Origin of the sequence: Kitasatospora hibisci (assembly GCF_043950205.1) — a bacterium.
Taxonomy (GTDB): Bacteria; Actinomycetota; Actinomycetes; order Streptomycetales; family Streptomycetaceae; genus Kitasatospora; species Kitasatospora hibisci.
On the sequence record NZ_CP171642.1, the window covers coordinates 450440 to 474461 of the forward strand.

A 24022-nucleotide genomic window follows, 5' to 3' on the forward strand; every position below is an offset into this window, starting at 1 on the left:
GCCGTCCTGTCAGGCCTGCGACTCCGAACGATCTTTCCCCACCCACGCCATCGAAACGCCTGCCACCGTCGACCGATACCGGCAGATGCGCGCGGAACACGGACGCCGCCCCTCCGGAGCACCGTCCGGCGCGCCGGCCCCCACCGCAGCGATCGATGAACGCCCCCGAAGCGGCTCGGCGCACCTCGATGCGGAGACCCGCGACCAGCCGGGCGACGGTCTCGCACGCGGGGCGGGGAGCACGTCCCGCCGAGCGTCGCCGACCCCGAACCCGCGAGGTCACGGCCTACGACCGGCCGGCCTGCCGCCCTCCGCGAGCGCCGTCTCCGCAGCATCGAGGATCCCGCCGAAGACGAGGGCGATGACGGGCTTGGCGAGGCGCGTGACGGCCGCGCCGAACGGGACACGCGCCTGGAAGGCGGTCGTCCAGACGACTTCGGTGCCGCCCGCGACCTCGGTGAAGGTCATCCGGCCGAGCTCGTGCCGGGCCGGCGGAAAGCAGCGCTCGACGGTGTAGTCGAAGTCGTACGGCGGGTTGTAGGCGGTGACCCGCTCGCGGAACCACCCGATCGCCCAGGTGTGCAGCCGCACCGCGCCCACCCCGTACGGCGCGCCCGCACCCTGCCGGGCCAGTCGCGCCCTGAGGACGAGCGGGGAACGGGTGTAGTTGCCGGTCGCGGCGCACCAGTCGAACACGTCCGCGATCGGCGCTGCGATGACCCGTCGTACGGTCAAGGTCTCCATCGTCGCTGCCCCTTCTCCTGGCCGGCCCTGCCGCAGGCCCGTCGGCCCCGCGGACCAGGTGGACGACGCAGCATCCGCGAACGTGACGTCGCCACCCTGGTGACGTGCCGCACACCCGCGCCCGAGGCCTCCTATCCGCCCGGGGCAGCCCTGCCCGCCCCTGTCCGGCCGACCGATCGGCGCGCAAGGTGATCCTCGGCGGGCTGCGCCGCACGGGGCAGCCGACCATCGCGATCACCACCACCCTCCCCGGCCGCACCGCCCGCCCGCCACCGGCGCCCGACGCGGGCCCGGGCACTCACTGCCCGGCGGCCTCACGGGCGATCCGGTCGAACTGGGCGCCCATCGCCTCGGAGAGCGCCTGGGCCGCCGACAGCGGGCGGACCATGACGGTGAAGTCGTCGATCAGCCCTTCCTCGTCGAAGTGCAGGAAGTCGCAGCCCTGGATCCTCCTGCCCGCGACGGTCGCGGTGAAGACGAAGGCGTGGTCACGGCCGTCCGGGCCCGCGATCTCGCGGACGTAGGTGAAGTCCTCGAAGACGCGCAGCACGCCGCGCAGGATCGCCGCCGTGATGGCCTTGCCCGGGTAGGGCCTGAACGCCACGGGGCTGGTGAACACCACCTCGTCGGCGAGCATGGCCTCGACGGCCTTCTCGTCGCGGTCCTCGACGGCCTGGCGGAACGGGTGCATCGAAGCACTCCTCGCTACTCAACGATACGACTAGGTGTGCCTGCGAGTATGAGCTCGACGCGGCCGACCTGTCCAGACCTACCCAGACGTGTCCAGACCGCCCGGCCCGCCCGGCCCGGCACCCGCGCACGCGGCGCCCGATCCGCAATCCGCGATCAGTCGCTTCGTTGACCAATGACGCGTGCTACGTTGACGCCATGGCTCTGCGGAACGCGTTGATGGCAGCCCTCCTGGACGGCGAGGCCTCGGGGTACGACCTCGCCAAGGGCTTCGACGCTTCGGTGGCCAACTTCTGGATGGCCACCCCCCAACAGCTCTACCGCGAGCTGGAGCGCATGGAGGCCGACGGGCTGATCGCGGCCCGCGTGGTCGAGCAGGAGCGGCGCCCCAACAAGCGCCTCTTCTCCCTCACCGGAGCCGGCCTCGCCGCGGTCCACGCGTACACCGCCGAGCTCCCGAGCCGGCCCAGCACCATCCGCGACGAACTCATGGTCAAGGTGCAGAGCGTCGACGCCGGCGACGCCGCGGCCGTGCGGGCCGCCGTCGCCGAGCGGATGGAGTGGGCCCGCGCCAAGCTCGCGCGCTACGAACGCCTCCGGACCAGACTGCTCGACGGCCGCACCGAGGAGCAGCACCTCGCCGAGGCCGAGCGCATCGGCCCGTACCTCACCCTTCAGCGCGGCATGGCCTTCGAACAGGAGAACATCCGCTGGGGCGAGACCGCCCTCCGCGCCCTCGACCAACGGTCGGCCGTCCGCCACTGACCCGCCCGCGCCGGCCCGCAGCACCGTCGGTCGAGGTCCTGCACGGCCGACGCCCGGAGGCCGACCCGGATGCTCCGCCGCACCCGGGCTACGGACCGGGGACGTCGCTGACGGCCCGGCAGCGGGCGAGAAGGCCGCCGAGCTGACGGCGGCTGGCCACCGGGTGTCGGCCAGCGCAATCGGCAACCTGCGGCACAGGACGTGCCGGGGGACGCCCTCGTGCAGGGTCTGACGGTGCCGGTGGGATCGTTCGACGGTGGGTCAAGTGGCCGAGGTGATAGCTCGGATGACAGCCGAGATTCCTGGCGCCGGCCGGCCTGGAAGCCGTGCCAGGAGGATCCGGCGGACCTCGGGGGGTGCTCCGTCTACGTGCAGCAGGCTTACGCCGCGCGGCAGCAGCGGCGTCATGCGGGACGGGACGGTTGTCACGCCGAAGCCACCGGCGACCAGCTGGAGTTTCGTCAGCCAGTCGCTGGTGGTGTGGACGATCCGGGGCCGCCCGGGCAGTCCGGGCCAGACTCCGAGCAGAGGTTCCGAACTCGTTGACGGGGCGGCGATCCAGGGGGCGTCGACGAGCTCGTCCACGAGGACGGCGGTGCGGCCGGCGAACCTGCCGGTGGTCGGCGCGGCCACAAGCAGTTCGGTGTCCTCGACCGTTTCGACGTGCAGCCGGGGGGACTCACCGTCCGACGGCCGGTGCGGCGGGCGGGACGTCAGCACGGCGGCGTCGATCGAGCCCGCCCGCAGGGCCCGGATCAGGCCGGGTGTGGTGCCCTCCCGCGTCGTGACTGAGATGTGCGGGCTGGTGGCCGCGAGCCGGTTGAGTACTGGGGGGAGGAGCACCGCGCCCGCACTGGGGAACATCCCCAGTCGCACCGGTTCCGCTTGTGAGGATGGGCCGGTGAGCTCCTGTTCGGCCGCCGCGACGGATTCGAGGATCGTGCGGGCGTGCCGCAGCAGGGTCAGTCCTGCGGGAGTGAGCTGTACCCCGTCGGAGCGGCGCTCGAACAGGACGGCGCCCGCGCTCCGTTCGAGGGCCGCCGCTTGACGTGAGACCGCCGACTGGGTGTAGCCGAGCCGAGGGGCCGCCGCGGTGAAGCTCCCTGACTCGGCGACCTGCCGCAGAACCCGCAGAGCCGTACTGGAGAAGTCCATGCGCACTACGCATACCACACATGCAACATCTTCGCTTGGCGCATGACCTCCGGGCTCCTAGCCTCGCCTCAGGACGGACAATCAAGGAGGCTGGCAGATGCGAGCAGCAGTTCTGACGACGTTCGGTGCCCCGCTCACATTGCAGGAGATACCCGATCCCGTGGCGGGTGGCGGTGAGGTGGTGGTCGAGGTCCTGGCAACCTCCGTACCGCCGTACGCCGAGGAGGTGTTCAGCGGGCGCCGGAAGTACCCGCTCGAACCCCCGGTGGTCCCGGGTCCCGGCGGCGTCGGACGGGTCGTCAGCGTCGGCCCGGACGCCACTCGGCTTCGCGTCGGTGACCTGGTATGGGTCGACCCGACGGTCCGTTCCCGCGACGACGCGCTGACTCCGGACATCACGCTGCAGGGCTGGAGCTCGCGCGGCGAGGGTGGTGCAAGGCTCGCCCGGCACCTGCACGACGGATCGTTCGCGGAGCTCATGAGGGTGCCCACGGAGAACGTCCACCCGCTGCCGGCGGAAGCCTCGGACGACCCGGCGCGCTGGTCCTCGGTCGGCGTGTACCTCATCCCCTACGGGGGGCTGCTGGCCGGTGGACTGGAAGCCGGCGAGACGCTGCTCGTCAGCGGGGCCACCGGCAACCTCGGCAGCGCCGCGGTCGCCACGGCCCTGGCCATGGGGGCGGGCCGGGTGGTCACGCCGGGCCGCAACCGCGCCGTGCTCGGCCTCCTCGCCGACCGGTTCGGCCCGCGCGTACGCCCGGTCGAGCTGATCGGAGACGAAGCCACCGACCGCGCGGCCATGTCCGCGGCGGCCGAGGGCCCGATCGACATGGTGATTGACCTGCTCCCGCCCAGTGCACCCAGCCCGGTGGTGCGTACGGCGGCCATGACCGTCCGCGAGTACGGCCGCGTCGTCCTCATGGGCGGTGTCGGCATGCTCGGCGGCGACGACCTGGCCCTCCCTTACCCGTGGATCATGCGTAACTCGGTCACCGTGCGCGGGCAGTGGATGTACCCCCGCTCGGCGAACACCGGCATGATCAGACTCATCGCCTCACGTGCACTCGATATCGGTCAGGAACGGGTCCGGACCTTCCCCCTCGACGCCGTCAACGACGCCATCGGGTACGCCGCCGCGCACGGCGGACCGTTCGACCGCACCGTGCTCACGCCGCCTGTCTGCTGACGGCCGCATCCCCCGGGGTTCTTGCCCAGGCGCACCGGCCGCCCGTAGCGGCGGCCCCAGTCTTCCTCGACCAGGCCGGCCAGCGCATGGCCCGCTTTGCGGGCGAGTTCCTGCAGGGCCGCGCATCACCTCGGTGACCAGCTGGAGAGATGGATCAGGTCGACGGTCTGCAGACCGTCGCCGCCCGCGACTTCGCCGTGCTGCGACAGGTCAGTACCGGCTCCTGGCACGGTGCGCGGTGTCAGCGACAAGGGATCGGTACCGAGATGCGCGCCGCTGTGCCGCATCCGGCCTTCGCTGGCCCGAACCCGCTGGAGACGAGGTCGGGAGCCTTCGAGGACGACGCCTCCTCGTTGGACGTGCTTCATAGCCCGACCTCGGGTGCGGATCACCGCGGCAACCGCCGGTGACCCGCACCCGCGAGGACCCCCATGCATGGCCGCGCAGTCTTCAACTTGCTGCGAGAACGGGTCCTCTTCGCCCCGTGACCAGCCCGTGCCGGTCTCGCCTGGCCGAAGGGAAGGACGTGGACCGCCCGGACAAGGCCGTGGTCCACTTCGCCCATGAGCTTGTTGGTTGATGTGTTCTCCGCCGACGAGAGCGGCGAGTCCCGCTTCCTCGACGTTCCCGAGGGATCGTCGGATCTTGCCGGCTTCGAGAGCCGGCGCACCACGGTCTGGGGATCGGACACCGTCTCCTCGCCCGGCGCTCGGCTCTTCCCACAACTGGCCAGCGCCACACCGTTTGTCGCCCCAGAGGACGTTCCGGAGTTCATCCAGGAAGTCCTCCTGCTTCAGAACAACACCGCGTTCAGAGATCGAACCGTCCAGCAGGCACGACAGCGGCCGCACCAGTGTTGAAGCGCTCTCAGCGGTGGGTGGGCGTCGTCGAGTCACGTCCGCGGGGACCCGGCCATGGGTGCCGGCAGCTCGCGGGGAGGCACGGCGCGGCTGCTCCGGGTGGTGCCGTGGTGGGGCGGCCGTGGCGTGGACATCCATCCATGAGTAAGTGATCGACATATGGCGAATCTGCACCTATGATCACCCGTATGGATCGTCAACTTCAAGAGCCCACCAGGCTGGTGCTCACCGCCCTGGCCGACGCCCCGAGGCACGGCTACGCGATCATCCAGGAGGTCCTGGCCATCTCGGCCGGACGAACCCGGCTCAGCACCGGGACGCTGTACACCGCGCTGGACCGGCTGCTCCAGCAGGGTCTGATCGAGGTGGAGAGCGAAGAGGTGGTCGGCGGACGGATGCGCCGGACCTTCCAGCTCTCCGGGAAGGGGCAGGAGGTACTGGTCGAGGAGGCCGGCCGGCTGCGGCAGACCGTCACCGAGACGGAGCGACGCCTCGCGGTACGACTGCGGGCGAACGGGGCCGTCGCATGAACGCGTCCACCGGCCCGCAGGCAGGGCGCCTGCTGATGGGCCTCTACCCCGCCGCCTACCGGGCGGCCCACGGTGCGGACATCGAGGCCGTGTTCGCCGAGACCACCGAAGGGCTGACCCGGCGCCAAGTGCTGCGGGAGCGCGGGGACCTCGCCAGGCACGCGCTGCGGCTGCGGCTGCGGATCGGCCCCACCAACCCGGCGGGCCGGGTCCTGGCAGGCGCGGCACCCGTGGTGGTGGCGGCCGGCGCCGGCTACGCCCTCCACCTGTTGCTGCCGGTCCTCTCCGAACTGGTCGAGCACTTCCGCAACCCGCACCCGGTCCACGGGCTCCGACCGGCCCTGGCGGCGGCCGTGTCGGCACTCCCCACCCTGCCGTGGCTGCTCGCCCTGGTGCTCGCCGTACAGAGCCGGTGGCGGGCGGCGCGCATCTGCGGTGTGCTCGGGACCCTGGCCGATGCCGCCACTCTCCTGCTGCTCGGGTCGACGCCGCTGCTCCTCCTCGGCGAGGCGCTGGGAATGGCACTCGGCGCTCTGGTGCTCGTCCTCGCGCCGACCGCGCTGGTGGACGTCGGCCGGCGCGGGAAATGGGAGGTGACCGGACTGGCCCTCGGGATCGCACTCCCGCTGATAGCGGCGGACCGCATCGCGGCGTTGTCACCCGATGGCAACGCCTACCTGCGCTACCTCTGCCTGCCACCGGCCTGGGCATGCACGGTGACCGCGGTGGCAGTGCTCCTGCGGCTCTCCACCCACCGGCCGGACCTGCTCCGTTCCGCGGGGACGGCCCTCGGCGCCGCCCCCCGACTGCTGTTCATCCTGTTCCTGACACTGGACCAGACCACGAGCCCGCGCTTCGCCCTCCAGCTCGCAGCCCTCCTCCTCGCCCCGTTCGCCATCACCCTCACACTCGCCCTCACGATCCACCTGATCCGCCGCGCCCGACGGACAGTCGGCCCAGCCTGACCCACCACGCGCGAACCCGACCACGGCCGCGGCCGGGCCCGCACAACACGCCCAAGGCACGCGCACCCCCGCGGTGACCGGACCGGCCGGCACGGTCGGCGAGTCGCTGGCACCCAAGTGACCGGGGTACCCGACTGCCGGGGCACGGCAGCCGGCTTCGCCGCCGGACTGATCCCCGGCCTCGACGCCGTCGTCTTCGCTATGAGCACCGACTGGTCATCCGGCCCGGTCGAGGGCTGCACAACGACCTGCGCATCCCCCGGACCCGGCGCGAGCCGGACGCCGCCCCACCTGGCACCCTGCTGGCCACCGCTGCACGCCGTTCGCGGCCGCCAGGAAGGACCGGTGCACGCTGCGGTCCGCACGGGCCGGCCGCGTGACCTCAGCGAGGGGCCGACTGGCCAGTACCGCACGATCGGCCAACTGCACTTCAGCGCCCGCAGCTGTGGCGGAGCCGCACGGCGCTCTCCCCCTCAGGAACCGCCCGGCCGCCCCGGGGCCGCTCCTGCTCCCGGAGCCGCCGCCAGGGCCGCGGCCACGGCGGCCTCCGGGCTGTCGGCCTCGATCGGGCCGGGCGGCACCACCGGCGCCGGGCCGCCGGCTACCCGCCAGCCGCCGAGCGCGACCACGGGCCGGCCGGCGCGGAGGGCGAGGGCGACCTCGCTGAGGGTCCCCCAGCTGCCGCCCACCGCGATGACGGCGTCCGCGGCGGCGACCACGAGGCCGTTGCGCAGCTGCCCCATCCCGGTGGGGAGCGCGATGGAGAGGTACCGGTTGGCGGCCGCGCGGTCCCGCCCCGGGAGCAGGCCGACCGAGACGCCGCCGCCCGCGCGGGCGCCCCGGGCCGCGGCGGCCATCACGCCGCCCAGTCCGCCGCAGACGACGACGGCTCCGCGTTCGGCGAGCAGCCGGCCGACCGCCTCGGCGGCCGCGTCCTCCTCCGGCCCGGCGTCACCCGGTCCGACGACGGCGACGTAGGGCACGGAGGAGGACGTGGAAGCGGTCACACCGAAAGCGTACGGCCGGGGGCTCAGGACAGGCAGCCGACGTGCGCGAGGGCCCGCTTGAGAAGCACGCCCTGGCCGCCGGGCATCTCCTGCTGCACCAGCGGCGAGGAGGCCTCCTGAGGGCTGAACCAGACCAGGTCGAGTGCGTCCTGGCGCGGTCGGCAGTCGCCCGCCACCGGGATGATGTAGGCGAGCGAGACCGCATGTTGACGGGGGTCGTGGAACTCGGTGATGCCCAGGGTCGGGAAGTACTCGGCGACGGTGAACGGCTGCAACGAGGCCGGGATCCGGGGCAGCGCCACCGGACCGAGGTCCTTCTCCAGGTGCCGCAGCAGCGCGTCGCGGATCCGCTCGTGGTGCAGCACCCGACCGGAGACCAGCGTCCGGCTGACCGTCCCGTCCGGCCCGATCCGCAGCAGGAGCCCGATCTGGGTGACCTCGCCCGCGTCGTCGACCCGCACCGGCACGGCCTCGACGTACAGGATCGGCATCCGGGCCCGCGTGGTCTGCAGCTCCTCGGGAGCGAGCCAGCCCGGCGTGGTTTCCGTCGTGTCAGACATGGGGTGATCGTACGTTCCCCGGCCGCCCCCGTACTGACGCCCCGCCAGCATACGCCGCCTGCGGCACCGGGAGCGGACTCCGCCCCGGCGCGCCGCAGCCCGTCCGATCGCCGATCGCACGACCGGCCGGTCACCCGCGGCGTTCGGTCGCCCCCTGTACACGAGCCCACACTCTGTGCTGACATGTACGCGTCAACTCCGGGACTCGGCTCGGACCGGCAACACCGCGCCCGCCCCGGTTCCGTGGACCATAGAAGGGGAAGCCCATGCTGCTCCGCGCACTGGCCGCGACGGGGGTCGTCGCCGCATCGCTCACCGCCTCACCGGCCTCCGCCGGCACGCTCCCGACGCCACCCGACAAGATCGTCATCGATGTCGCGACGGTCAACGGCTCCGGCTGTCCGGCGGGAACGGCCGCCGTGGCCGTCTCCGCGGACAACACCGCCTTCACCGTCACGTACAGCAGCTACCTCGCCCAGGTGGGGGTCGGCTCGAAGCCGACCGACTTCCGCAAGAACTGCCAGCTCAGCCTGGTCGTCCACGTGCCGCAGGGCTTCACGTACGCCATCGCCTCCGCCGACTACCGGGGCTTCGCCCACCTGGAGAAGGGCGCCAGCGGCACCCAACGGGCCAACTACTACTTCCAGGGCCAGGCCCAGACCGCCTACCAGAACCACCGGTTCAACGGCCCGGCCGACGACAACTGGCAGGCGACCGACGTCGTCGACGTCGCCGCCCTGGTCTACGCCCCCTGCGGCGAACAGCGCAACTTCAACATCAACACCGAACTGCGGGTCGGCGCCGGCACTTCGGACACCAGCCGCACCACCAGCTTCATGACGATGGACTCGACGGACGGGGACATCAACACGGTCTACCACATGGCCTGGAAGCACTGCCCCTGATTCCACCTCCCCCGGCACAGCGCCGCAGTGCCCCGGCTGCGGCGCTGCGCCATGTCCGTCCCCGGCCGCCGGGTCCGCGCCCCCGGATCCACGGCTCGCCGCCCCGCGCTGCGAGCAGCGCAGCCGATCCCGATCAACCCACCGGCAGGGCCGGCTCCCTGACCGACCGACAGGCAAATCCGTCCACGCTGTTGACAGATATTCCAACAGTGGTGATCCTCATCACATCGAGTACGCGGGACATGACAGTCGGCCCGGCCGGGTGACCGTGTGCCTCTCGGGTGCCCTGGACGGGCCGGCTGCGCGCGACCGCGTCGTCCGCTCGTCACAGACCTGAGTGGTGACCATGACGCAGCTCCCCCACACGCACCCACAACCGCAACGACAACCCCGCACCCGCCCCCACCGCCGGAGCCGGTTCAGGATCGCCATGGTCCTGTCCGCGCTCCTCACCCTGTTCGCCGTGGTGCTCGCCGCTCCGGCGCCGGCCGCCTCGGGCGAGACCGGCTGGTGGGTCCCGACCGCACGCCCCGCGCCCGACTCGCAGATCAACGTCACGGGTGAGCCCTTCAAGGGCACCGACGCGCAGGGGCACGTGCGCGGCTTCGTCGACGCGCACACCCACCTGATGTCCAACGAGGCGTTCGGCGGCCGCCTCATCTGCGGCAAGACCTTCTCCCCGCAGGGCATCGCCGACGCGCTCAAGGACTGCCCCGAGCACTACCCCGACGGATCGCTCGCCATCTTCGACCTCATCACCAAGGGCGGCGACGGCAAGCACGACCCCAACGGCTGGCCGACCTTCGTCGACTGGCCCGCCCACGACTCGATGACCCACCAGCAGAGCTACTACGCCTGGGTCGAGCGGGCGTGGCGCGGCGGCCAGCGGGTCCTCGTCAACGACCTGGTCACCAACGGTGTGATCTGCTCGGTCTACTTCTTCAAGGACCGCAGCTGCGACGAGATGACCTCCATCCGCCTGCAGGCCCAGAAGACGTACGAGCTGCAGGCCTACGTCGACGCGATGTACGGCGGCCCGGGCAAGGGCTGGTTCCGGATCGTCACGGACAGCGGCCAGGCCCGCGATGTCATCCAGCAGGGCAAGCTCGCGGTCGTCCTGGGCGTGGAGACCTCCGAGCCGTTCGGCTGCAAGCAGATCCTGGACATCGCGCAGTGCAGCCGCGCCGACATCGACCGCGGCCTGGACGAGCTCTACGGACTCGGCGTGCGCAGCATGTTCCTCTGCCACAAGTTCGACAACGCGCTGTGCGGGGTCCGCTTCGACGAGGGCACGCTCGGCACGGCGATCAACGCCGGCCAGTTCCTGTCGACCGGCACCTTCTGGAAGACGGAGACGTGTGCGGGGCCGCAGCACGACAACCCGATCGGTCTGGCCCCGGCCCCGGCGGCCGAGGCGCTGCTGCCCCAGGGCGTGACGGTCCCGTCGTACGCCGCTGACGCCCAGTGCAACACCCGCGGGCTCACCGAGCTGGGCGAGTACGCGGTCCGCGGCATGATGAAACGCAAGATGATGCTCGAAGTGGACCACATGAGCGTCAAGGCGGCCGGCCGCGCCTTCGACATCCTGGAGTCCGAGTCGTACCCCGGCGTGATCTCCTCGCACAGCTGGATGGACCTCGACTGGACCGAGCGGGTCTACAAGATGGGCGGCTTCGTGGCCCAGTACATGCACGGCGCCGAGGGGTTCAGCTCGGAGGCGAAGCGCACCGACGCGCTGCGCGACAAGTACCACGTGGGCTACGGCTACGGCACCGACATGAACGGCGTCGGCGGCTGGCCCGGTCCGCGCGGCACGGACACCCCCAACCCGGTGCGGTACCCGTTCCGCAGCGCCGACGGCGGCTCGGTCATCGACCGCCAGACCACCGGCGAGCGGACCTGGGACATCAACACCGACGGCGCCGCGCACTACGGCCTCGTCCCGGACTGGATCGAGGACATCCGCCAGGTCGGCGGACAGGACGTGGTGGACGACCTCTTCCGGGGCGCCGAGTCCTACCTCACCACCTGGGGGGCCTCGGAGCACCACCGCGCCGCGGTGAACCTCGCCGCCGGTGAGCCCACGGCGGCGAGCTCGACGGAGTGGTGGAACCCGTTCGTCAGCTACGCGTCCGGCCGCTCGGTGGACGGGGACACGGGCACCCGCTGGGCCAGCGAGTGGAGCGACGACCAGTGGCTGCGGATCGACCTCGGCTCCACGCAGCTGGTCGGGCGCGTCACCCTGGACTGGGAGCGCGCCTACGGCCGGGCGTACCGGATCGAGGTCTCGACCGACGGCAGCACCTGGCAGTCCGTCTGGTCCACCACCACCGGTGACGGCGGCCTCGACACCGCACGCTTCGCCGGCGTCCCCGCCCGCTACCTGCGCATCCAGGGGCAGCAGCGGGGCACCCAGTGGGGCTACTCCCTCCACGAGGTCGGCGTCTACAGCATCTGACGCCCACCCCTCTGCCCCGCAGGCCCCCGTCCGGCGCACTGCGCCGCCGGGGGCCTGTCACCGTCCTGGCCGGCCCCCGCCGGCCGGCGGTCAGCAGATCCGGGGCAGCTGCTCCCCGAGCGGGAGGTCGACCACGCGGGTGCCGCCGAGCGGCGTCCGGGCGACGACCATGCCGGGGTGCTCGGTGACGCACTCGCCGATCACCGCGGCCCGTGCACCCAGCGGATGGGCCCGCATGGCGGCGAGCACGGCCTCCGCGTGCTCGCGCGGCACGAAGGCGACCAGCTTGCCCTCGTTGGCGACGTACATCGGGTCGAGACCGAGGACGGCGCAGGCGTTGGCCACCGGCGGGGGTACGGGGATCGCCCGCTCGCCCACCCTGACGCCGACGCCGGCGGCCGCCGCGATCTCGTTGAGCGCCGCGGCCAGGCCTCCCCGGGTGGGGTCCCGCAGGACGTGCAGGTCGGGGGTGACGGCCAGCATCGCGTCGACCAGGCCCCCGAGAGCGGCGCAGTCGCTCTCGATCTCCACCCCGAACTCCAGGCCCTCGCGGACGCTCATGATCGCGACCCCGTGCAGGCCGATCTCCCCGCTGACGATCACCACGTCGCCCGGGACGGCGCGCTGCGGCCTGATGTCCACCCCGGCCGGGACGAGGCCGATGCCGGCGGTGTTGACGTAGACGCCGTCACCGTGGCCGGCCTCGACCACCTTGGTGTCCCCGGTGGCGACCTCCACACCGGCCGCCCGGGCGGCCGCGCCGAGAGCCCGGGCGACCCGGTCCACGACGGCGGTCTCCACGCCCTCCTCCAGGATGAACCCGCAGGACAGGTAGGCGGCGCGGGCGCCGCTCATGGCGAGGTCGTTGACGGTGCCGTTGACCGCGAGGTCGCCGATGCTGCCGCCGGGGAAGAAGAGCGGCCGGACGACGTAGGAGTCGGTCGAGAAGGCCAGCCGTGCGCCGCCGAGCTCCAGGACGGCGGAGTCGCCGAGCGCGGCGAGCACCGGCCCGCCGAAGGCCGGCGCGAAGACGTTCTCCACCAGCTCGGCCGACATCGCCCCGCCCCCGCCGTGCCCCATCACCACCCGCGGGTGGTCCCGCAGGGGGACCGGGCAGCTCCACCCGGAGAACTCCGGGGTCCCGGACGGCGCTTCGGACGGCGCTTCGGACGGCGCCACCGTCGGCGCAGCGGGCGACGCCACGCCCCGCGCGGCGGACGACGCGGCGGTCAGGGTCTCGGTCTCAGCCAACGGGGCTCGCCTCCCGGGGAACACCCGGCGTGCTCAGCCGCCGGTAGAGGTAGTACGCGGCGCAGGCCCCCTCGCTGGACACCATGGTGGCGCCGAGCGGGGTCCGCGGGGTGCAGGTGGTACCGAACGCCTCGCACTGGTCCGGCTTCAGCAGGCCCTGCAGGACTTCGCCGGCCCGGCACTGCTCGGGCTCGCGGGTTCTGATCCCGGCCACGTCGAAGCGGTGCTCGGCATCGAAATCCCGGTATCGCGACGAGAGTTGCCAGCCGCTCCGCGGGATGACGCCGATGCCGCGCCAGGACCGGTCGGTCACCTCGAAGACGTCCTCCAGCACGGCCAGGGCCGCCGGGTTGCCCTCGGGGCGGACGGCCCGCGCGTAGGCGTTCTCGACGGTGTGCTCACCGCGCTCCAACTGCCGTACGGTGCGCCGGATCCCCTCCAGGATGTCCAGCGGCTCGAAGCCGGTGACCACGATCGGCACCCGGTGACGTTCGGCCAGTGCGGGGTACTCGGCGGTGCCCATCACGCTGCACACGTGCCCGGCGGCGAGGAAGCCCTGGACCCGGCAGTCCGGCGAGTTCATGATCGCCTCGATGGCCGGGGGCACCCGGACGTGCGAGACGAGCATGCTGAAGTTGCGGACGCCCTGCTTCTTCGCCTGGACGACGGCCATCGCGTTGGGCGGGGCGGTGGTCTCGAAGCCGATGCCGAAGAACACGACCTCGCGGTCCGGGTTCTCACGGGCGATCCGGAGGGCGTCGAGCGGCGAGTACACCACCCGGACGTCGCCGCCCTCACCGCGGACCCGGAAGAGGTCGCGGTCGGTGCCGGGCACCCGCAGCATGTCGCCGAACGAGCAGAAGACCACCCCCGGCCGGGCCGCGATCGCCAACGCGCGGTCGATCACCTCCAGCGGGGTGACGCAGACCGGGCAGCCCGGTCCGTGAATCAACTCGACTTCCTTCGGCAGCAGTTGGTCGATCCCGTGCCGAATGATGGTGTGGGTCTGCCCACCGCACACCTCCATCAGCGCCCACGGCCGGGTGACCGTCACCCTGATGTCGGCGAGCAGCCCGCCGGCCAACTCCGGGTTCTGGAAGTCCTCCAGGTACTTCACCGCAGCTCCTCCCTCATCGGTCCGCCGGCCGCCGCCTCCCACGGGTCACCGAACTCCTCTTGCAGCAAGCCGAGTTCGGCGAAGAGGTCGAGCGTCCGGAGCGCCGAGTCCTCGTCCAGGCGCTGCAGCGCGAAGCCGACGTGCACGATCGCGTACTCACCCACCTGCAGGTCGGGCAGGTACTCGAGGCAGACGTCCTTGACGACTCCGCCGAAGTCCACCACCGCCATCCGGGCCCCGTCGCGCTCCATGATCTCCATCACCCTTCCGGGCACCGCCAGGCACATGCGGCTCTCTCCTCTCAGGTGGCGGCCGAGCCGACGGCGGCCCTGGCGGCCACCATCAGCTGGCCGAGCGCCAGTCCTCCGTCGTTGGGCGGCACCCGGCGGTGCCGCAGCACGGTGAAACCGTCCGCCGCCAGGCCGCGCGAACAGGCCGAGGACAGCAGCGCGTTGGCGAAGACGCCGCCGGTCAGCGCGACCGTCCCGGTGCCGTGCCGCTCCCGGGCGGTCCGGCAGACCGAGCGGACCAGATCGGCCACCGCGCCGTGGAAGCGTGCCGCCACCAGGCCGGCAGGGGCGCCGGCGGCGAGGTCGGCCAGCGCGCCGGCGAACACCGGCGCCGGGTCGGCGGCCAGCGCCCCGTCCACCGGCCGCAGGCCGAACGCGTAGGCCTCGGCGGGGCCGTGCGCCAGCGCCGCGGCCTCCAGCTCGATCGCCGCCTGCGCCTCGTACCCGGCCCGCTGGCAGACGCCGGCCAGGGACGACACCGCGTCGAAGAGCCGCCCCATGCTGGACGTCGGGACGCAGTTCAGAGATCGCTCCAACTGCTTCTCCAGTACGCCTAGTTCACCCGCGGGGCAGGCCCGCACCGGCGCCAGATCGGCGGCCCACGGGAGGCCTGCGGCGCGCAGGTGGGCGAGCGCCATCCGGTAGGGGCGGACCACGGCCGCGTCTCCGCCCGGCAGGGGGACGTAGGCGAGGTGGGCGAGGCGGCGGTAGCCGTCGTAGTCGGCCAGCAGGACCTCGCCGCCCCAGACGGCGCCGTCGTCACCGTAGCCGGTGCCGTCGAAGGCGACACCGATGACCGGGTGGCCGCCGTCGAGGCCGTGCTCGGCCATCACCGAGGCGATGTGCGCGTGGTGGTGCTGCACCGCCCGGACCTCCCGCCGCCCGGCGGCCGCCCGGGCGTGCCGGACGGACCGGTACCCGGGGTGCCGGTCCGCGGCCAGCATCTCGGGCCGGACGCCGGTCACCGCTCCGAGGTGCGCAACCGCCCGGTCGAAGGCGTCGAGGGTGGCGAGGTCGTCCATGTCCCCGATGTGGCCGGACAGCCATGCATAGCCGTCCTGCGCGAGCGCGAACGTGTTCTTGAGATCGCCGCCGACGGCCAGCACCGGCCGGACCGGCACCGGGAGCGGCAGGGGCAGCGGTGCGTACCCGCGGGAGCGGCGCACCGGCAGCTGCTCGCCGTCCACCACCCGCACCACCGAGTCCTCGCAGGGCACGTGGATGGGCCGGTCGTGCGTCAGCCAGGCGTCGACCAGCGGCGCGAGCCGGGCGAACGCGTCCCGGTCGTCGGTGACGATCGGCTCGCCGGACAGGTTGGCGCTGGTCATCACCAGCAGGCCGGGGCCGGGCGGGGCGAGCAGCAGGTGGTGCAGCGGCGTGTACGGCAGCATCACCCCGAGGTCGGGGCTGCCCGGCGCCACCCCTTCAAGCCCGGCGTCCGAGGACGCCGCCGGCGGACCGGGCTGGGCCGTCGGCGGGCCGGCGCAGCGGCGCAGCAGGACGATCGGCCGCGCGGGACCGGTCAGCAGCTCCGCCTCCGCCGGCCCCGGGCGGACCAGTCCGGCGAGCTCGCCGAGGTCGCGGGCCATCAGGGCGAAGGGCTTGGCCCCGCGCCGCTTGCGCCGGCGGAGCCGGGCGACGGTCCCGCCGTTGCGCGCGTCGCAGGCCAGGTGGTAGCCGCCGAGTCCCTTGACGGCCAGGACCGCCCCGGCCTGCAGCAGGCGCCGGGCCTCGGCGAGCGCCTCCTCGCCGTCCAGCGTGGGCAGTCCCGGCACCACGAGCGCCAGTCCGGGGCCGCACGCGTGGCAGGCGACCGGCTGGGCGTGGAAGCGCCGGTCGGCGGGGTCGCGGTACTCCCGGGCGCAGTCCCGGCACATCGGGAACTGCGCCATGGTGGTGTTGGCGCGGTCGTACGGCAGGCCGGTGACGATGGTGTGGCGCGGCCCGCAGTTCGTGCAGCTGATGAACGGGTGGCGGTAGCGGCGGTCGGCCGGGTCGGCCAGTTCGGCCAGGCAGTCCGCACAGGTGGCGGTGTCCGGCGGGATCAGTGTCAGCTGCGGTCCGTCGCTCCGGGACGGGGCGATGGCGAAGCCCACCGCCCCCGTGGGGGCGAGCGGCTCGTGTTCCACCGAGGCGACCTGCGCCAGCGGGGGCGCGTCGCCGGCGACCCGGCGGCAGAACGCGGCCACCGCCTCCGGCCGCCCCTCCACCTCGGCCAGCACCCCCCGGCCGGTGTTGGTGACGCTGCCGGCCAGGCCGAGTTCGGTGGCGAGGGTGAAGACGAACGGCCGGAAGCCGACGCCCTGGACGAGTCCGCGGACGGCGACCCTGCGCCGCTCCACGACGGCCGGCGACTGACCGGCCGTCACGACGGTTCCGCCACCCGGGCGTGCGGGTGCACGTGCCCCTCCGCGGGACCGTGGGCGTGCACGTGATCGTCCCCGTGGGCGTGATCGCCCCGGTGCGCATGCCCGTCACCGCCACCGTCCCCGTGAGGGTGTCCGTGTGCGTGCCCGTGCGACGCCGCGGCCGTGCCCGCCATGACCGGGCGGTGCACCGCGGCGCCGTCCAGCACCGCGAGGGCCCGCTCCAGCAGGACCCCCGCCCCCTGGCCGGTCCGGGCCGAGGTGAACAGCACCTCCACCCCCGGATTGACCCGCGCGACGCTCGCCAGGAACGCGGCCTCGTCGAACTCCACCGCCTCCGCGAGATCCGCCTTGGTCACCAGCACCAGGTTGGCCAGCCCGAACGCGGTCGGGTACTTGAGCGGCTTGTCCTCCCCCTCGGTGGTGGAGGCGAGCACCACCCGCAGCGACTCCCCGAGGTCGTACGAGGCCGGGCAGACCAGGTTGCCGACGTTCTCCACGAACAGCAGCCGGGTCTCCGGAGGCAGCCAGCCCGCGAGGTGCGCGCGGAGCATCGCGGTCTCCAGGTGGCAGAGCCCGTCGGTGAGCACCTGCTTGACCGGGGCACCGGACCGGGCCAGCCGCACCGCGTCGTTCTCCGTCGCGAGGTCCGCGGTGAGGGCCGCGACCGGCACACCGCGCCGGCGGGCCAGCCCCAGCTCGGCCTCCAGCAGCGCCGTCTTCCCGCTGCCCGGGCTGGAGAGCAGGTTTACCGCGACGGTTCCGCGGGCCGCGAGTTCGGCGCGCAGCTCCCGCGCGCCGTCGTCGTTGCGGGCCAGGACCGCCTGCCGGAGTTCCACTGTGCGACACATCGTTCTCAGCCTTTCCGATCGGCCCGGACGCCGGTGGGGTCCTCCGCCCACTCGACGCCGAGGATCTGCAGCTCCCGGCCGGCCAGCAGTTCGACGTCGCCGCCGTCGCAGTGCGGACAGCCCAGGTCGGGCGGCATGCCCACCGCCCACTCGGCGCCGCACGGGGAGCACCTGGCGCGGGCCGGAACCGCCTCGGTCTCCAGTACCGCGCCCTCCACCAGCGTGCCGGCGCAGGCGAGTTCGAAGCAGAAGTCCAGGGCCGAGGGCACCACACCGGCGAGTTCGCCCACTTCCAGGCGGACCTTGGCCACGCCGCCCGCTCCGTGCTCGCGGGCAGCCGCGTCCACCTGCTCGACCACCGCCGTCGCGATCGACATCTCGTGCACCGGCCCTGCTCCCGCCGTTGGAGGCAACAGGGTTCATTACAGGGCGCGGTGGCGGGCATCGGCCGGGAGCCGCGCCGCCACCGCGCCCGGAGTACGCCGTTCGCCGCAATGCGGCGGTCGGCCCGTCCCGGGTCGGGCCTCACATGCGCATGATCCGCAGATAGCGTTTCAGGTCGGGCAGGCTCTGCCAGACCAGGGCCGCGGCCGCAACCACCACGGCCGCGCCGAACAGGTTCTTCAGCATGGTGACGCCTCTCTCTTCGCGTGGGTGTCCGCCCCGACCACCCGCAGGATCACGCCGACCGCCTCCTCGACGGCGGCGGCCACCGGGGCACTCAGCCCGATGCCCTCCTCCACTGACGCCGGCTCGCACCCCACCACGAGGACCCGCGCGGGCGGGGTGCCGCCCGTTCCGGCGGCCAGCGTGGCGAGGAGTGCGAGCACCGCGTCCGGGCCCATGCGGTGCCCGTCCAGCACGGGCGCCGGAGTCGGGCCCGAACCCTCGCCGCCGGGTCTCTCGACCGGCCCGGCGTCCGGCTCGATCAGGTAGACCGTGCCGGGCTCGCCGCCGCGCGCAGTGGCGTCGACGAGCACCAGCATCCGGTAGCCGTCGAGGAGCTGGTAGGCCAGGTGGACGCCGCGCACCCCGACGTCGAGGACCTCGACGTCGCCCGGCATCGGCCGGCCGGCCAGCCGCCGCACCGCCTCCACGCCGAACCCGTCGTCGCCCAGGAAGATGTTGCCCACCCCGGCCACCAGCACCCGGCCCTCTCCGGCCGGTGCCCGCGCCGTCCGCTCGGCCCTCTCCGTCCGCTCCGTCACGGCTCCTCCAGCGGGGTGACCTCGTCCGGCTGGAAGTAGCGGAACCTCCCCTGGGCCCGCCACAGGTCGGCGCCGGGGTCGTCCTCCACCGTGACGGCGAGGTGCACCGAGCCGTCGACGTCGTGCAGCACGGCCTCGACGACGGCGGTTCGTCCGTGCAGGAAGAGGTCCTGGGCGTCGGTGCGGCGCTGCCCGGGCCGGAGCAGTACCCGGCTGCCGGCGCCGACCTCACGGCCGTCGACCACCACCCGGTCCCGGTCGGGGTCGGCCTCGGCGTCGGCGGCCGGGTCCCACCAGGGCTGCTCGGGGGCGTTCCCGGTGATCTCACGCAGGCCCCGGACGGCGCCGTGCAGCCGCTCCAGCACGTCCGGGGGCATCGAGTCGGCGAGGTCGATCACGGCGCCCGCCCGCACGTCCGTGCCCCGGGCCTCGCGCTTCTCGCGGTCGGTCAGGGCGGCGGTCCGCAGCGCGAGGATCTCGTCGATCTCGGTCGCGTCGTAGAGCGCACCGGGGCTCTCGGGGGCGACGTGCGGGTGGTCCTCCAGGATGATCGGCGAGGAGAGCACGACCTGGCCACGGCCGGGCGGCCCGGCCAGGACGGGCCAGGTGTGCTCGTTGCGGCACTCTCCGGCGGCCGATCTGGCCCACTCGGGCGGGTCCGTCACCGACAGGAAGGAGCCGCGGTCGAGTCCGAGCAACAGGTGCGCCGAGACCAGCGCGCGCGGCAGTGCCGCGTCCCGCCGGGCCTCGGTCGGCGGCGTCCAGGCCGCGGTGTTCTCCACCACGACGGCCAGCCTCCGCACCGCGTACGGGCCCGGCACCTCCTGCGCCGAGAGCCGCAGCAGACCGTCGACGCGCTCGCGTCGGCGCAGGACCCGGCCGACCGGGGCGCCGTCCCCGCGGAGCGACTCCATCTCCTCGCAGGCCGGCAGGTCGAACCGGCGGACGATCCCGTCGCCGGTCAGCTCCTCCACCGGCACGAGGAGTTCGATCCGTTCCTCGACCCCCTCGTCCCAGGGGACGAGGACCCGGTCGGCGAGCTCCAGCTCGTCGACCGATTCGAACCCGCCGGTGGCGGTGGCGCGTTGGACGGTGCGGCGCTGGGCCCGCAGGAACCGCAGCTCGACGGCGAGCCGGTCGCCGGGGCGCGGCTCCATCAGGCACTCGGTGCGCTGGTGGGAGTGTTCGCCGCTGTCCTCGCCGTAGCCGGGCGGGACCAGGACGCCGAACTGCCAGCGCAGCCGGTTCTTGGCCGCCGACGCGCGGTAGGGGTAGAGCACGTAGCCCTCGAAGAGGACGGCGTCGGCGATCTGCCGGGCCTGGGCGAACCGCCGGTCGACCTCCTCCGGGAAGACTCTGCCCGGAGCGCCGGCACCCGGAGTGCCGATACACGCAGCCCCCGTTCCCGCGGCACCCCCGCCCGGGAGACCCGTGTCCGCGGCGGTCATCGGACGGCCCCCGCGGTCTCGGCGGCGCCCAGCAGGTCGCGGACGGTGGCCTCCCAGGACGGCAGGGCCCGGCGGGACCGGTAGGCGAGCAGTTCCGCCATCAGGTCGCCCGGCAGCCGAAGCCACCCGCAGCCCGGGAAGTGCAGGTCGATCGCCTCCCGCCAGACCTGCACGGGCATCCGCACCGTGGCCTCGCGGTCCCAGGGCACCGGGGCGACCTGGAACCCGCCGGGGCCGGTGAACGCCGTTCCGGAGAACAGCAGCAGCAACGGCACGTCGCCGCCGTCCAGCGCCGCGAGGTAGCGGGCGCAGGAGACGTCCATGTCGTAGGTGCACGGGACGACGAGGTCCGCCTCGGCCTCGCCGGTGAAACCCGGGATCATCAGGGGGACCTGGGCGAACTGGACCGGGTTCAGGGTGCTGCCCCAGCGCGAGCGCTCGCCGAACAGGTCGACCAGCCGCTCGCCCTCGGCCTCGCCGTAGGAGCGCCGGGCGGGTTCGATCCGCAGCTGGCAGCGGAGCGCCAGGGCGTGGACCGGCGTCCCGGCGGGGGCGGTGATGCGCAGCCGGAAGAGCAGGGTCGGCCCGGCGGCGTGGGGGTCGGCCCGCACGCCGGTGCAGGAGAAGGAGAGGGCGGTCACGAGCCCGCCTCCGTCCGCAGCGGCCGGACCCGGCCGGCGACCCGGGTGAAGAAGGCGTCGAGCTCGGCCCGGGCCTCCTGGCCGCCGTCGAAGCCCTTCCAGCACCGCCGGAGCCGGCCGACCAGTTCGTAGCAGGCGTCGATCGGGACGAGGAAGCACCGGATCCCGTCAGCCGCCGTCCGGCGCAGCAGCAGCGCCTCGACGTCGGGGCGGAGTTCGGCGGCGAGCCGTCCGCCGCCGAGCGCGGTCTGCCAGGCCGCCTCGTCCGGCTCGCTCTCGGTCGCCCCGCCGGGGCCCGGGTAGAGCAGGACCAGCCGGTCGTGCCGGGAGTTGCGGAAGACGAAGGCGGTGCCGACCGGGACGCCGAGCGCCGTCCATTCCCGGTCGCCGATCCGGTGGTCCGGATCGGCCAGATAGCGGTCGGGCACGGTGCGGTAGCGGCCGCCGGCCGCGCCGGGCTGCTGGAAGAGCAGCGAGCACGCCGTGCAGACGCAGGTGAGGGCCTGTTCCTCGGTGTCCACCAGGTGGCGGTGGTCGACGGGGACGGCGCTGCCGCAGAACGCGCAGCGCTCCGGCTGCGGGGGTGCCGGCTCGCGCAGCCGGCGCAGCAGGGCGGTTCCGGGGCGGGTGAGTTGACGGGTGCTCATCGCACCTCCGCCGGGGCCGCGGGGCGGGTTCCGATCTGCAGCAGCTGCGGGCCGTGCTCCAGCTCCACCGCCGTCACCTCGGGGGCGTGGCAGGCGAGGGCGGCCTCGATGTCCTGCTCGGTGCAGCCGCAGCCGCTCCGGGACCGGCGCACCCGCAGGCTGCCGGTCGCGGTGTCGAAGCCGAGCACCTCGACGGGTTCGGGCAGCTGGGCTAGCGCGCGGGAGATCCGCGCGGGGGTGTCCTCGGGGTGGAGGTCGTGCAGCACCAGCAGCCCGGACACCGCCGGGTCGTCCAGCAGCCGGGTCAGGGTCGCGGGGGGCAGCGCGCCGACGAGCCGGGCGAGGCCGTCGTCGTAGAAGGCCATCAGCTCGCGGACGAGCTGTTCGCCCGCCGCCTGCGCGCCGTCGCCGGCGAGCTCGTCGAGGGCCTCCTGGATGCGCAGTCCGGTCTGCTCCGCCGTCATGCGGTGAGCCCGCTCAGGCCCGTGGGCACGTGCATCTTCTGCACGGTCCGGCCGCCGCCGACGTACATGTGGACGCCGCAGGGCAGGCAGGGGTCGAAGCTGCGGACGGCGCGCATGATGTCGATGCCCTTGAAGGTGTCCGGCGGGTTCTCCTCGAAGATCGGCGTGTTCTGCACCGCGTCCTCGTAGGGGCCGGGCGTGCCGTAGCTGTCGCGGACGCTGGCGTTCCACGGGGTCGGCGGGTAGGGGTGGTAGTTGGCGATCTTGCCGTCCCGGATCACCATGTGGTGCGACAGGACGCCGCGGACGGCCTCGGTGAAACCGCAGCCGATGGACTCGTCCGGGACCTCGAAGCGCTCCCAGGTCTGGCTGCGGCCGGCCCGGACCTCGTCGAGCGCCTTCTCGGCGAAGTGCAGGGCCGCGGCGGCCGCGTAGGCCTGGAAGTAGGTGCGGGCGCGGTTGCGCTCGATGGCGTTGCTCCACTGCGGGATCTTCCACTCGAAGGTGACCTCGGGCTTGGTCATCGAGCGGGGCAGGTTGATCTGGACGCTGTGGCCGGTGGCCTTGATGTAGCCGATGTCGACGAGGCCGGAGAGCGCGGTGGACCAGAGGCGGGCGATCGGGCCGCCGCCGGTGTCGAGGGCGAGGTGGTCGGTGCCGTCGAACCAGCGCGGGGACATCACCCAGCTGTACTTGTCGTCGAAGTCGCGCTTCTGCGGGGCGGGGATGGTGTGCTGGTTCCACGGGTGCCGCGGGTCGACCGGGTTTCCCAGCGGGTCGTGGGTGACGAAGAGTTCCTTGCCCTGCCAGTCCTCGTAGTAGGAGCTGCCGAGCAGGATGCGGATGCCGAGGTTGATCCTCGTGAGGTCGTTGGTGACCAGCTTGCCGTCCACGACGACGCCCGGGGTGACGAACATCTTCCGTCCCCAGTCCGTCATGTTGCGGTAGGTGAAGTCGCAGTGGTCCGGGTCGTTGAGGCTGCCCCAGCAGCCGAGCAGGACGCGGCGCCGGCCGACCTCCTCGTAGCCGGGCAGCGCCTGGTAGAAGAAGTCGAAGAGGTCGTCGTGGAGCGGGACGACCTTCTTCATGAACTCGACGTAGCGCATCAGCCGGGTCAGGTAGTCGGTGAAGAGCTGGACCGTCGCCACCGTGCCGACGCCGCCCGGGTAGAGCGTGGAGGGGTGCACGTGGCGGCCCTCCATCAGGCAGAACATCTCCCGGGTGTAGCGGCTGACCTGGAGGGCCTCGCGGTAGAACCCGCCCTCGATCGGGTTGAGCGAGCGCATGATGTCGGCGATGGTCTTGTAGCCGTGGTCCCCGGCGTGCGGGGCCTCGGTGCGCTCCGCCAGCTCCAGGACGCCGGGGTTGGTCTCGCGGACCATCTTCTCGCAGTAGTCGACCCCGACCAGGTTCTCCTGGAAGATGTTGTGGTCGAACATGTACTCGGCGGCCTCGCCGAGGTTGATGATCCACTCACCGAGGTGCGGGGGCTTCACCCCGTACGCCATGTTCTGGGTGTAGACCGAACAGGTGGCGTGGTTGTCCCCGCAGATGCCGCAGATGCGACTGGTGATGAAGTGCGCGTCGCGCGGGTCCTTGCCCCGCATGAAGACGCTGTAGCCGCGGAAGACCGAGGAGGTGCTGTAGCACTCCGCGACCCTCTTCTGCTTGAAGTCGATCTTCGTGTGGATGCCCAGGCTGCCCACGATCCGGGTGATCGGGTCCCAGGACATCTCCACCAGGCCGCTGCCGTCGCCGGTCGCGTTGGTCGTCGGTGCCATCGTGTCTGTCGTGCCCTTCTGGAAGCGGGAGGGTCGGCGGCGCACGGGCCGCGGACGGGGTGGACGGCGGAGCGGCGGCGGACCCTTGAGGGGGTCAGCGGCTGAGCGGGCCGCACGCACTCGGTGCGGCGGC

General features: G+C 73.1%; 26 protein-coding genes. 8 read left to right on the top strand and 18 right to left on the bottom strand.

What is annotated here, in order from left to right; genetic code table 11:
- Positions 1–279: 279 nt before the first annotated feature.
- Together ACF9IK_RS02150 and ACF9IK_RS02155 are read right to left on the bottom strand one after the other, a co-directional pair.
- Complete coding sequence (locus ACF9IK_RS02150; protein WP_395292514.1) at positions 280–744, bottom strand: SRPBCC family protein; 465 nt, start codon at positions 742–744, stop codon at positions 280–282.
- 298 nt (positions 745–1042) lie between these two features.
- Positions 1043–1435 (bottom strand): nuclear transport factor 2 family protein, encoded by a 393-nt coding sequence (locus ACF9IK_RS02155; RefSeq protein ID WP_395292515.1) that lies wholly within the window; start codon positions 1433–1435, stop codon positions 1043–1045.
- A gap of 197 nt (positions 1436–1632) precedes the next feature.
- Between ACF9IK_RS02155 and ACF9IK_RS02160 the strand changes: the two genes are divergently transcribed.
- Positions 1633–2199, top strand: a complete 567-nt coding sequence (locus tag ACF9IK_RS02160; RefSeq protein WP_395292516.1) for a PadR family transcriptional regulator — start codon at positions 1633–1635, stop codon at positions 2197–2199.
- Positions 2200–2460: 261 nt separating this feature from the next.
- Here ACF9IK_RS02160 and ACF9IK_RS02165 read toward each other — a convergent pair whose 3' ends face one another.
- Positions 2461–3354 (bottom strand): LysR family transcriptional regulator, encoded by an 894-nt coding sequence (locus ACF9IK_RS02165; protein WP_395292517.1) that lies wholly within the window; start codon positions 3352–3354, stop codon positions 2461–2463.
- A 97-nt stretch (positions 3355–3451) separates the two neighbouring features.
- Between ACF9IK_RS02165 and ACF9IK_RS02170 the strand changes: the two genes are divergently transcribed.
- The 5 genes from ACF9IK_RS02170 (at position 3452) to ACF9IK_RS02190 (ending at position 6895) form a co-directional block, all read left to right on the top strand.
- Positions 3452–4540 (top strand): alcohol dehydrogenase catalytic domain-containing protein, encoded by a 1089-nt coding sequence (locus tag ACF9IK_RS02170; RefSeq protein ID WP_395292518.1) that lies wholly within the window; start codon positions 3452–3454, stop codon positions 4538–4540.
- A 149-nt stretch (positions 4541–4689) separates the two neighbouring features.
- Positions 4690–4950 (top strand): hypothetical protein, encoded by a 261-nt coding sequence (locus ACF9IK_RS02175; RefSeq protein WP_395292519.1) that lies wholly within the window; start codon positions 4690–4692, stop codon positions 4948–4950.
- Between the two features lie 153 nt (positions 4951–5103).
- The gene (locus ACF9IK_RS02180; RefSeq protein ID WP_395292520.1) at positions 5104–5400 is read left to right on the top strand and encodes a hypothetical protein; all 297 of its coding nucleotides are present in this window, start codon (positions 5104–5106) and stop codon (positions 5398–5400) included.
- Between the two features lie 188 nt (positions 5401–5588).
- Complete coding sequence (locus ACF9IK_RS02185) at positions 5589–5930, top strand: PadR family transcriptional regulator (protein WP_395292521.1); 342 nt, start codon at positions 5589–5591, stop codon at positions 5928–5930.
- A complete protein-coding gene (locus ACF9IK_RS02190; RefSeq protein WP_395292522.1) occupies positions 5927–6895 on the top strand; it encodes a hypothetical protein in 969 nt (322 codons plus the stop codon). The genes ACF9IK_RS02185 and ACF9IK_RS02190 overlap by 4 nt, the downstream gene beginning before the upstream one ends.
- Before the next feature lie 473 nt (positions 6896–7368).
- Here ACF9IK_RS02190 and ACF9IK_RS02195 read toward each other — a convergent pair whose 3' ends face one another.
- Together ACF9IK_RS02195 and ACF9IK_RS02200 are read right to left on the bottom strand one after the other, a co-directional pair.
- Positions 7369–7902: a TIGR00725 family protein gene (locus tag ACF9IK_RS02195; protein WP_395292523.1), complete on the bottom strand. Its 534-nt coding sequence runs from the start codon at positions 7900–7902 to the stop codon at positions 7369–7371.
- Between the two features lie 23 nt (positions 7903–7925).
- A complete protein-coding gene (locus ACF9IK_RS02200; protein WP_395292524.1) occupies positions 7926–8462 on the bottom strand; it encodes an NUDIX hydrolase family protein in 537 nt (178 codons plus the stop codon).
- Between the two features lie 266 nt (positions 8463–8728).
- Here ACF9IK_RS02200 and ACF9IK_RS02205 point away from each other — a divergent pair, with 266 nt between their 5' ends.
- Both ACF9IK_RS02205 and ACF9IK_RS02210 read left to right on the top strand, forming a co-directional pair.
- A complete protein-coding gene (locus ACF9IK_RS02205) occupies positions 8729–9367 on the top strand; it encodes a DUF4360 domain-containing protein (protein WP_395292525.1) in 639 nt (212 codons plus the stop codon).
- A 430-nt stretch (positions 9368–9797) separates the two neighbouring features.
- Positions 9798–11825: a discoidin domain-containing protein gene (locus tag ACF9IK_RS02210; RefSeq protein ID WP_395292526.1), complete on the top strand. Its 2028-nt coding sequence runs from the start codon at positions 9798–9800 to the stop codon at positions 11823–11825.
- A gap of 90 nt (positions 11826–11915) precedes the next feature.
- On the opposite strand, the gene hypE is transcribed toward ACF9IK_RS02210, so the two are convergent.
- The 13 genes from hypE to ACF9IK_RS02275 form a co-directional block, all read right to left on the bottom strand.
- Positions 11916–13004: a hydrogenase expression/formation protein HypE gene (hypE, locus tag ACF9IK_RS02215; protein WP_395298444.1), complete on the bottom strand. Its 1089-nt coding sequence runs from the start codon at positions 13002–13004 to the stop codon at positions 11916–11918.
- 64 nt (positions 13005–13068) lie between these two features.
- Positions 13069–14193 carry a hydrogenase formation protein HypD gene (gene hypD, locus ACF9IK_RS02220; RefSeq protein WP_395292527.1) on the bottom strand — a complete coding sequence of 375 codons (1125 nt, stop codon included), beginning with the start codon at positions 14191–14193 and terminating at the stop codon, positions 13069–13071.
- On the bottom strand, positions 14190–14480 hold the full coding sequence (locus ACF9IK_RS02225; RefSeq protein ID WP_395292528.1) for a HypC/HybG/HupF family hydrogenase formation chaperone: 291 nt from the start codon (positions 14478–14480) through the stop codon (positions 14190–14192). Before ACF9IK_RS02225 ends, hypD begins: the two co-directional genes overlap by 4 nt.
- Before the next feature lie 14 nt (positions 14481–14494).
- Positions 14495–16852, bottom strand: a complete 2358-nt coding sequence (gene hypF, locus ACF9IK_RS02230) for a carbamoyltransferase HypF (RefSeq protein ID WP_395292529.1) — start codon at positions 16850–16852, stop codon at positions 14495–14497.
- On the bottom strand, positions 16849–17700 hold the full coding sequence (gene hypB / locus ACF9IK_RS02235) for a hydrogenase nickel incorporation protein HypB (protein ID WP_395292530.1): 852 nt from the start codon (positions 17698–17700) through the stop codon (positions 16849–16851). The genes hypF and hypB overlap by 4 nt, the downstream gene beginning before the upstream one ends.
- A 5-nt stretch (positions 17701–17705) precedes the next feature.
- On the bottom strand, positions 17706–18086 hold the full coding sequence (gene hypA, locus ACF9IK_RS02240; protein ID WP_395292531.1) for a hydrogenase maturation nickel metallochaperone HypA: 381 nt from the start codon (positions 18084–18086) through the stop codon (positions 17706–17708).
- A 139-nt stretch (positions 18087–18225) separates the two neighbouring features.
- Positions 18226–18330 carry a DUF6893 family small protein gene (locus tag ACF9IK_RS02245; RefSeq protein WP_395292532.1) on the bottom strand — a complete coding sequence of 35 codons (105 nt, stop codon included), beginning with the start codon at positions 18328–18330 and terminating at the stop codon, positions 18226–18228.
- Complete coding sequence (locus ACF9IK_RS02250) at positions 18324–18908, bottom strand: hydrogenase maturation protease (protein ID WP_395292533.1); 585 nt, start codon at positions 18906–18908, stop codon at positions 18324–18326. The genes ACF9IK_RS02245 and ACF9IK_RS02250 overlap by 7 nt, the downstream gene beginning before the upstream one ends.
- Positions 18905–20356: a hypothetical protein gene (locus ACF9IK_RS02255; protein ID WP_395292534.1), complete on the bottom strand. Its 1452-nt coding sequence runs from the start codon at positions 20354–20356 to the stop codon at positions 18905–18907. The genes ACF9IK_RS02250 and ACF9IK_RS02255 overlap by 4 nt, the downstream gene beginning before the upstream one ends.
- Positions 20353–20997 (bottom strand): DUF6084 family protein, encoded by a 645-nt coding sequence (locus ACF9IK_RS02260; protein ID WP_395292535.1) that lies wholly within the window; start codon positions 20995–20997, stop codon positions 20353–20355. The genes ACF9IK_RS02255 and ACF9IK_RS02260 overlap by 4 nt, the downstream gene beginning before the upstream one ends.
- Positions 20994–21644, bottom strand: a complete 651-nt coding sequence (locus tag ACF9IK_RS02265) for a DUF5947 family protein (protein WP_395292536.1) — start codon at positions 21642–21644, stop codon at positions 20994–20996. The genes ACF9IK_RS02260 and ACF9IK_RS02265 overlap by 4 nt, the downstream gene beginning before the upstream one ends.
- On the bottom strand, positions 21641–22108 hold the full coding sequence (locus ACF9IK_RS02270) for a thioredoxin (protein WP_395292537.1): 468 nt from the start codon (positions 22106–22108) through the stop codon (positions 21641–21643). The genes ACF9IK_RS02265 and ACF9IK_RS02270 overlap by 4 nt, the downstream gene beginning before the upstream one ends.
- The gene (locus ACF9IK_RS02275) at positions 22105–23889 is read right to left on the bottom strand and encodes a nickel-dependent hydrogenase large subunit (protein ID WP_395292538.1); all 1785 of its coding nucleotides are present in this window, start codon (positions 23887–23889) and stop codon (positions 22105–22107) included. The genes ACF9IK_RS02270 and ACF9IK_RS02275 overlap by 4 nt, the downstream gene beginning before the upstream one ends.
- Positions 23890–24022: the final 133 nt, after the last annotated feature.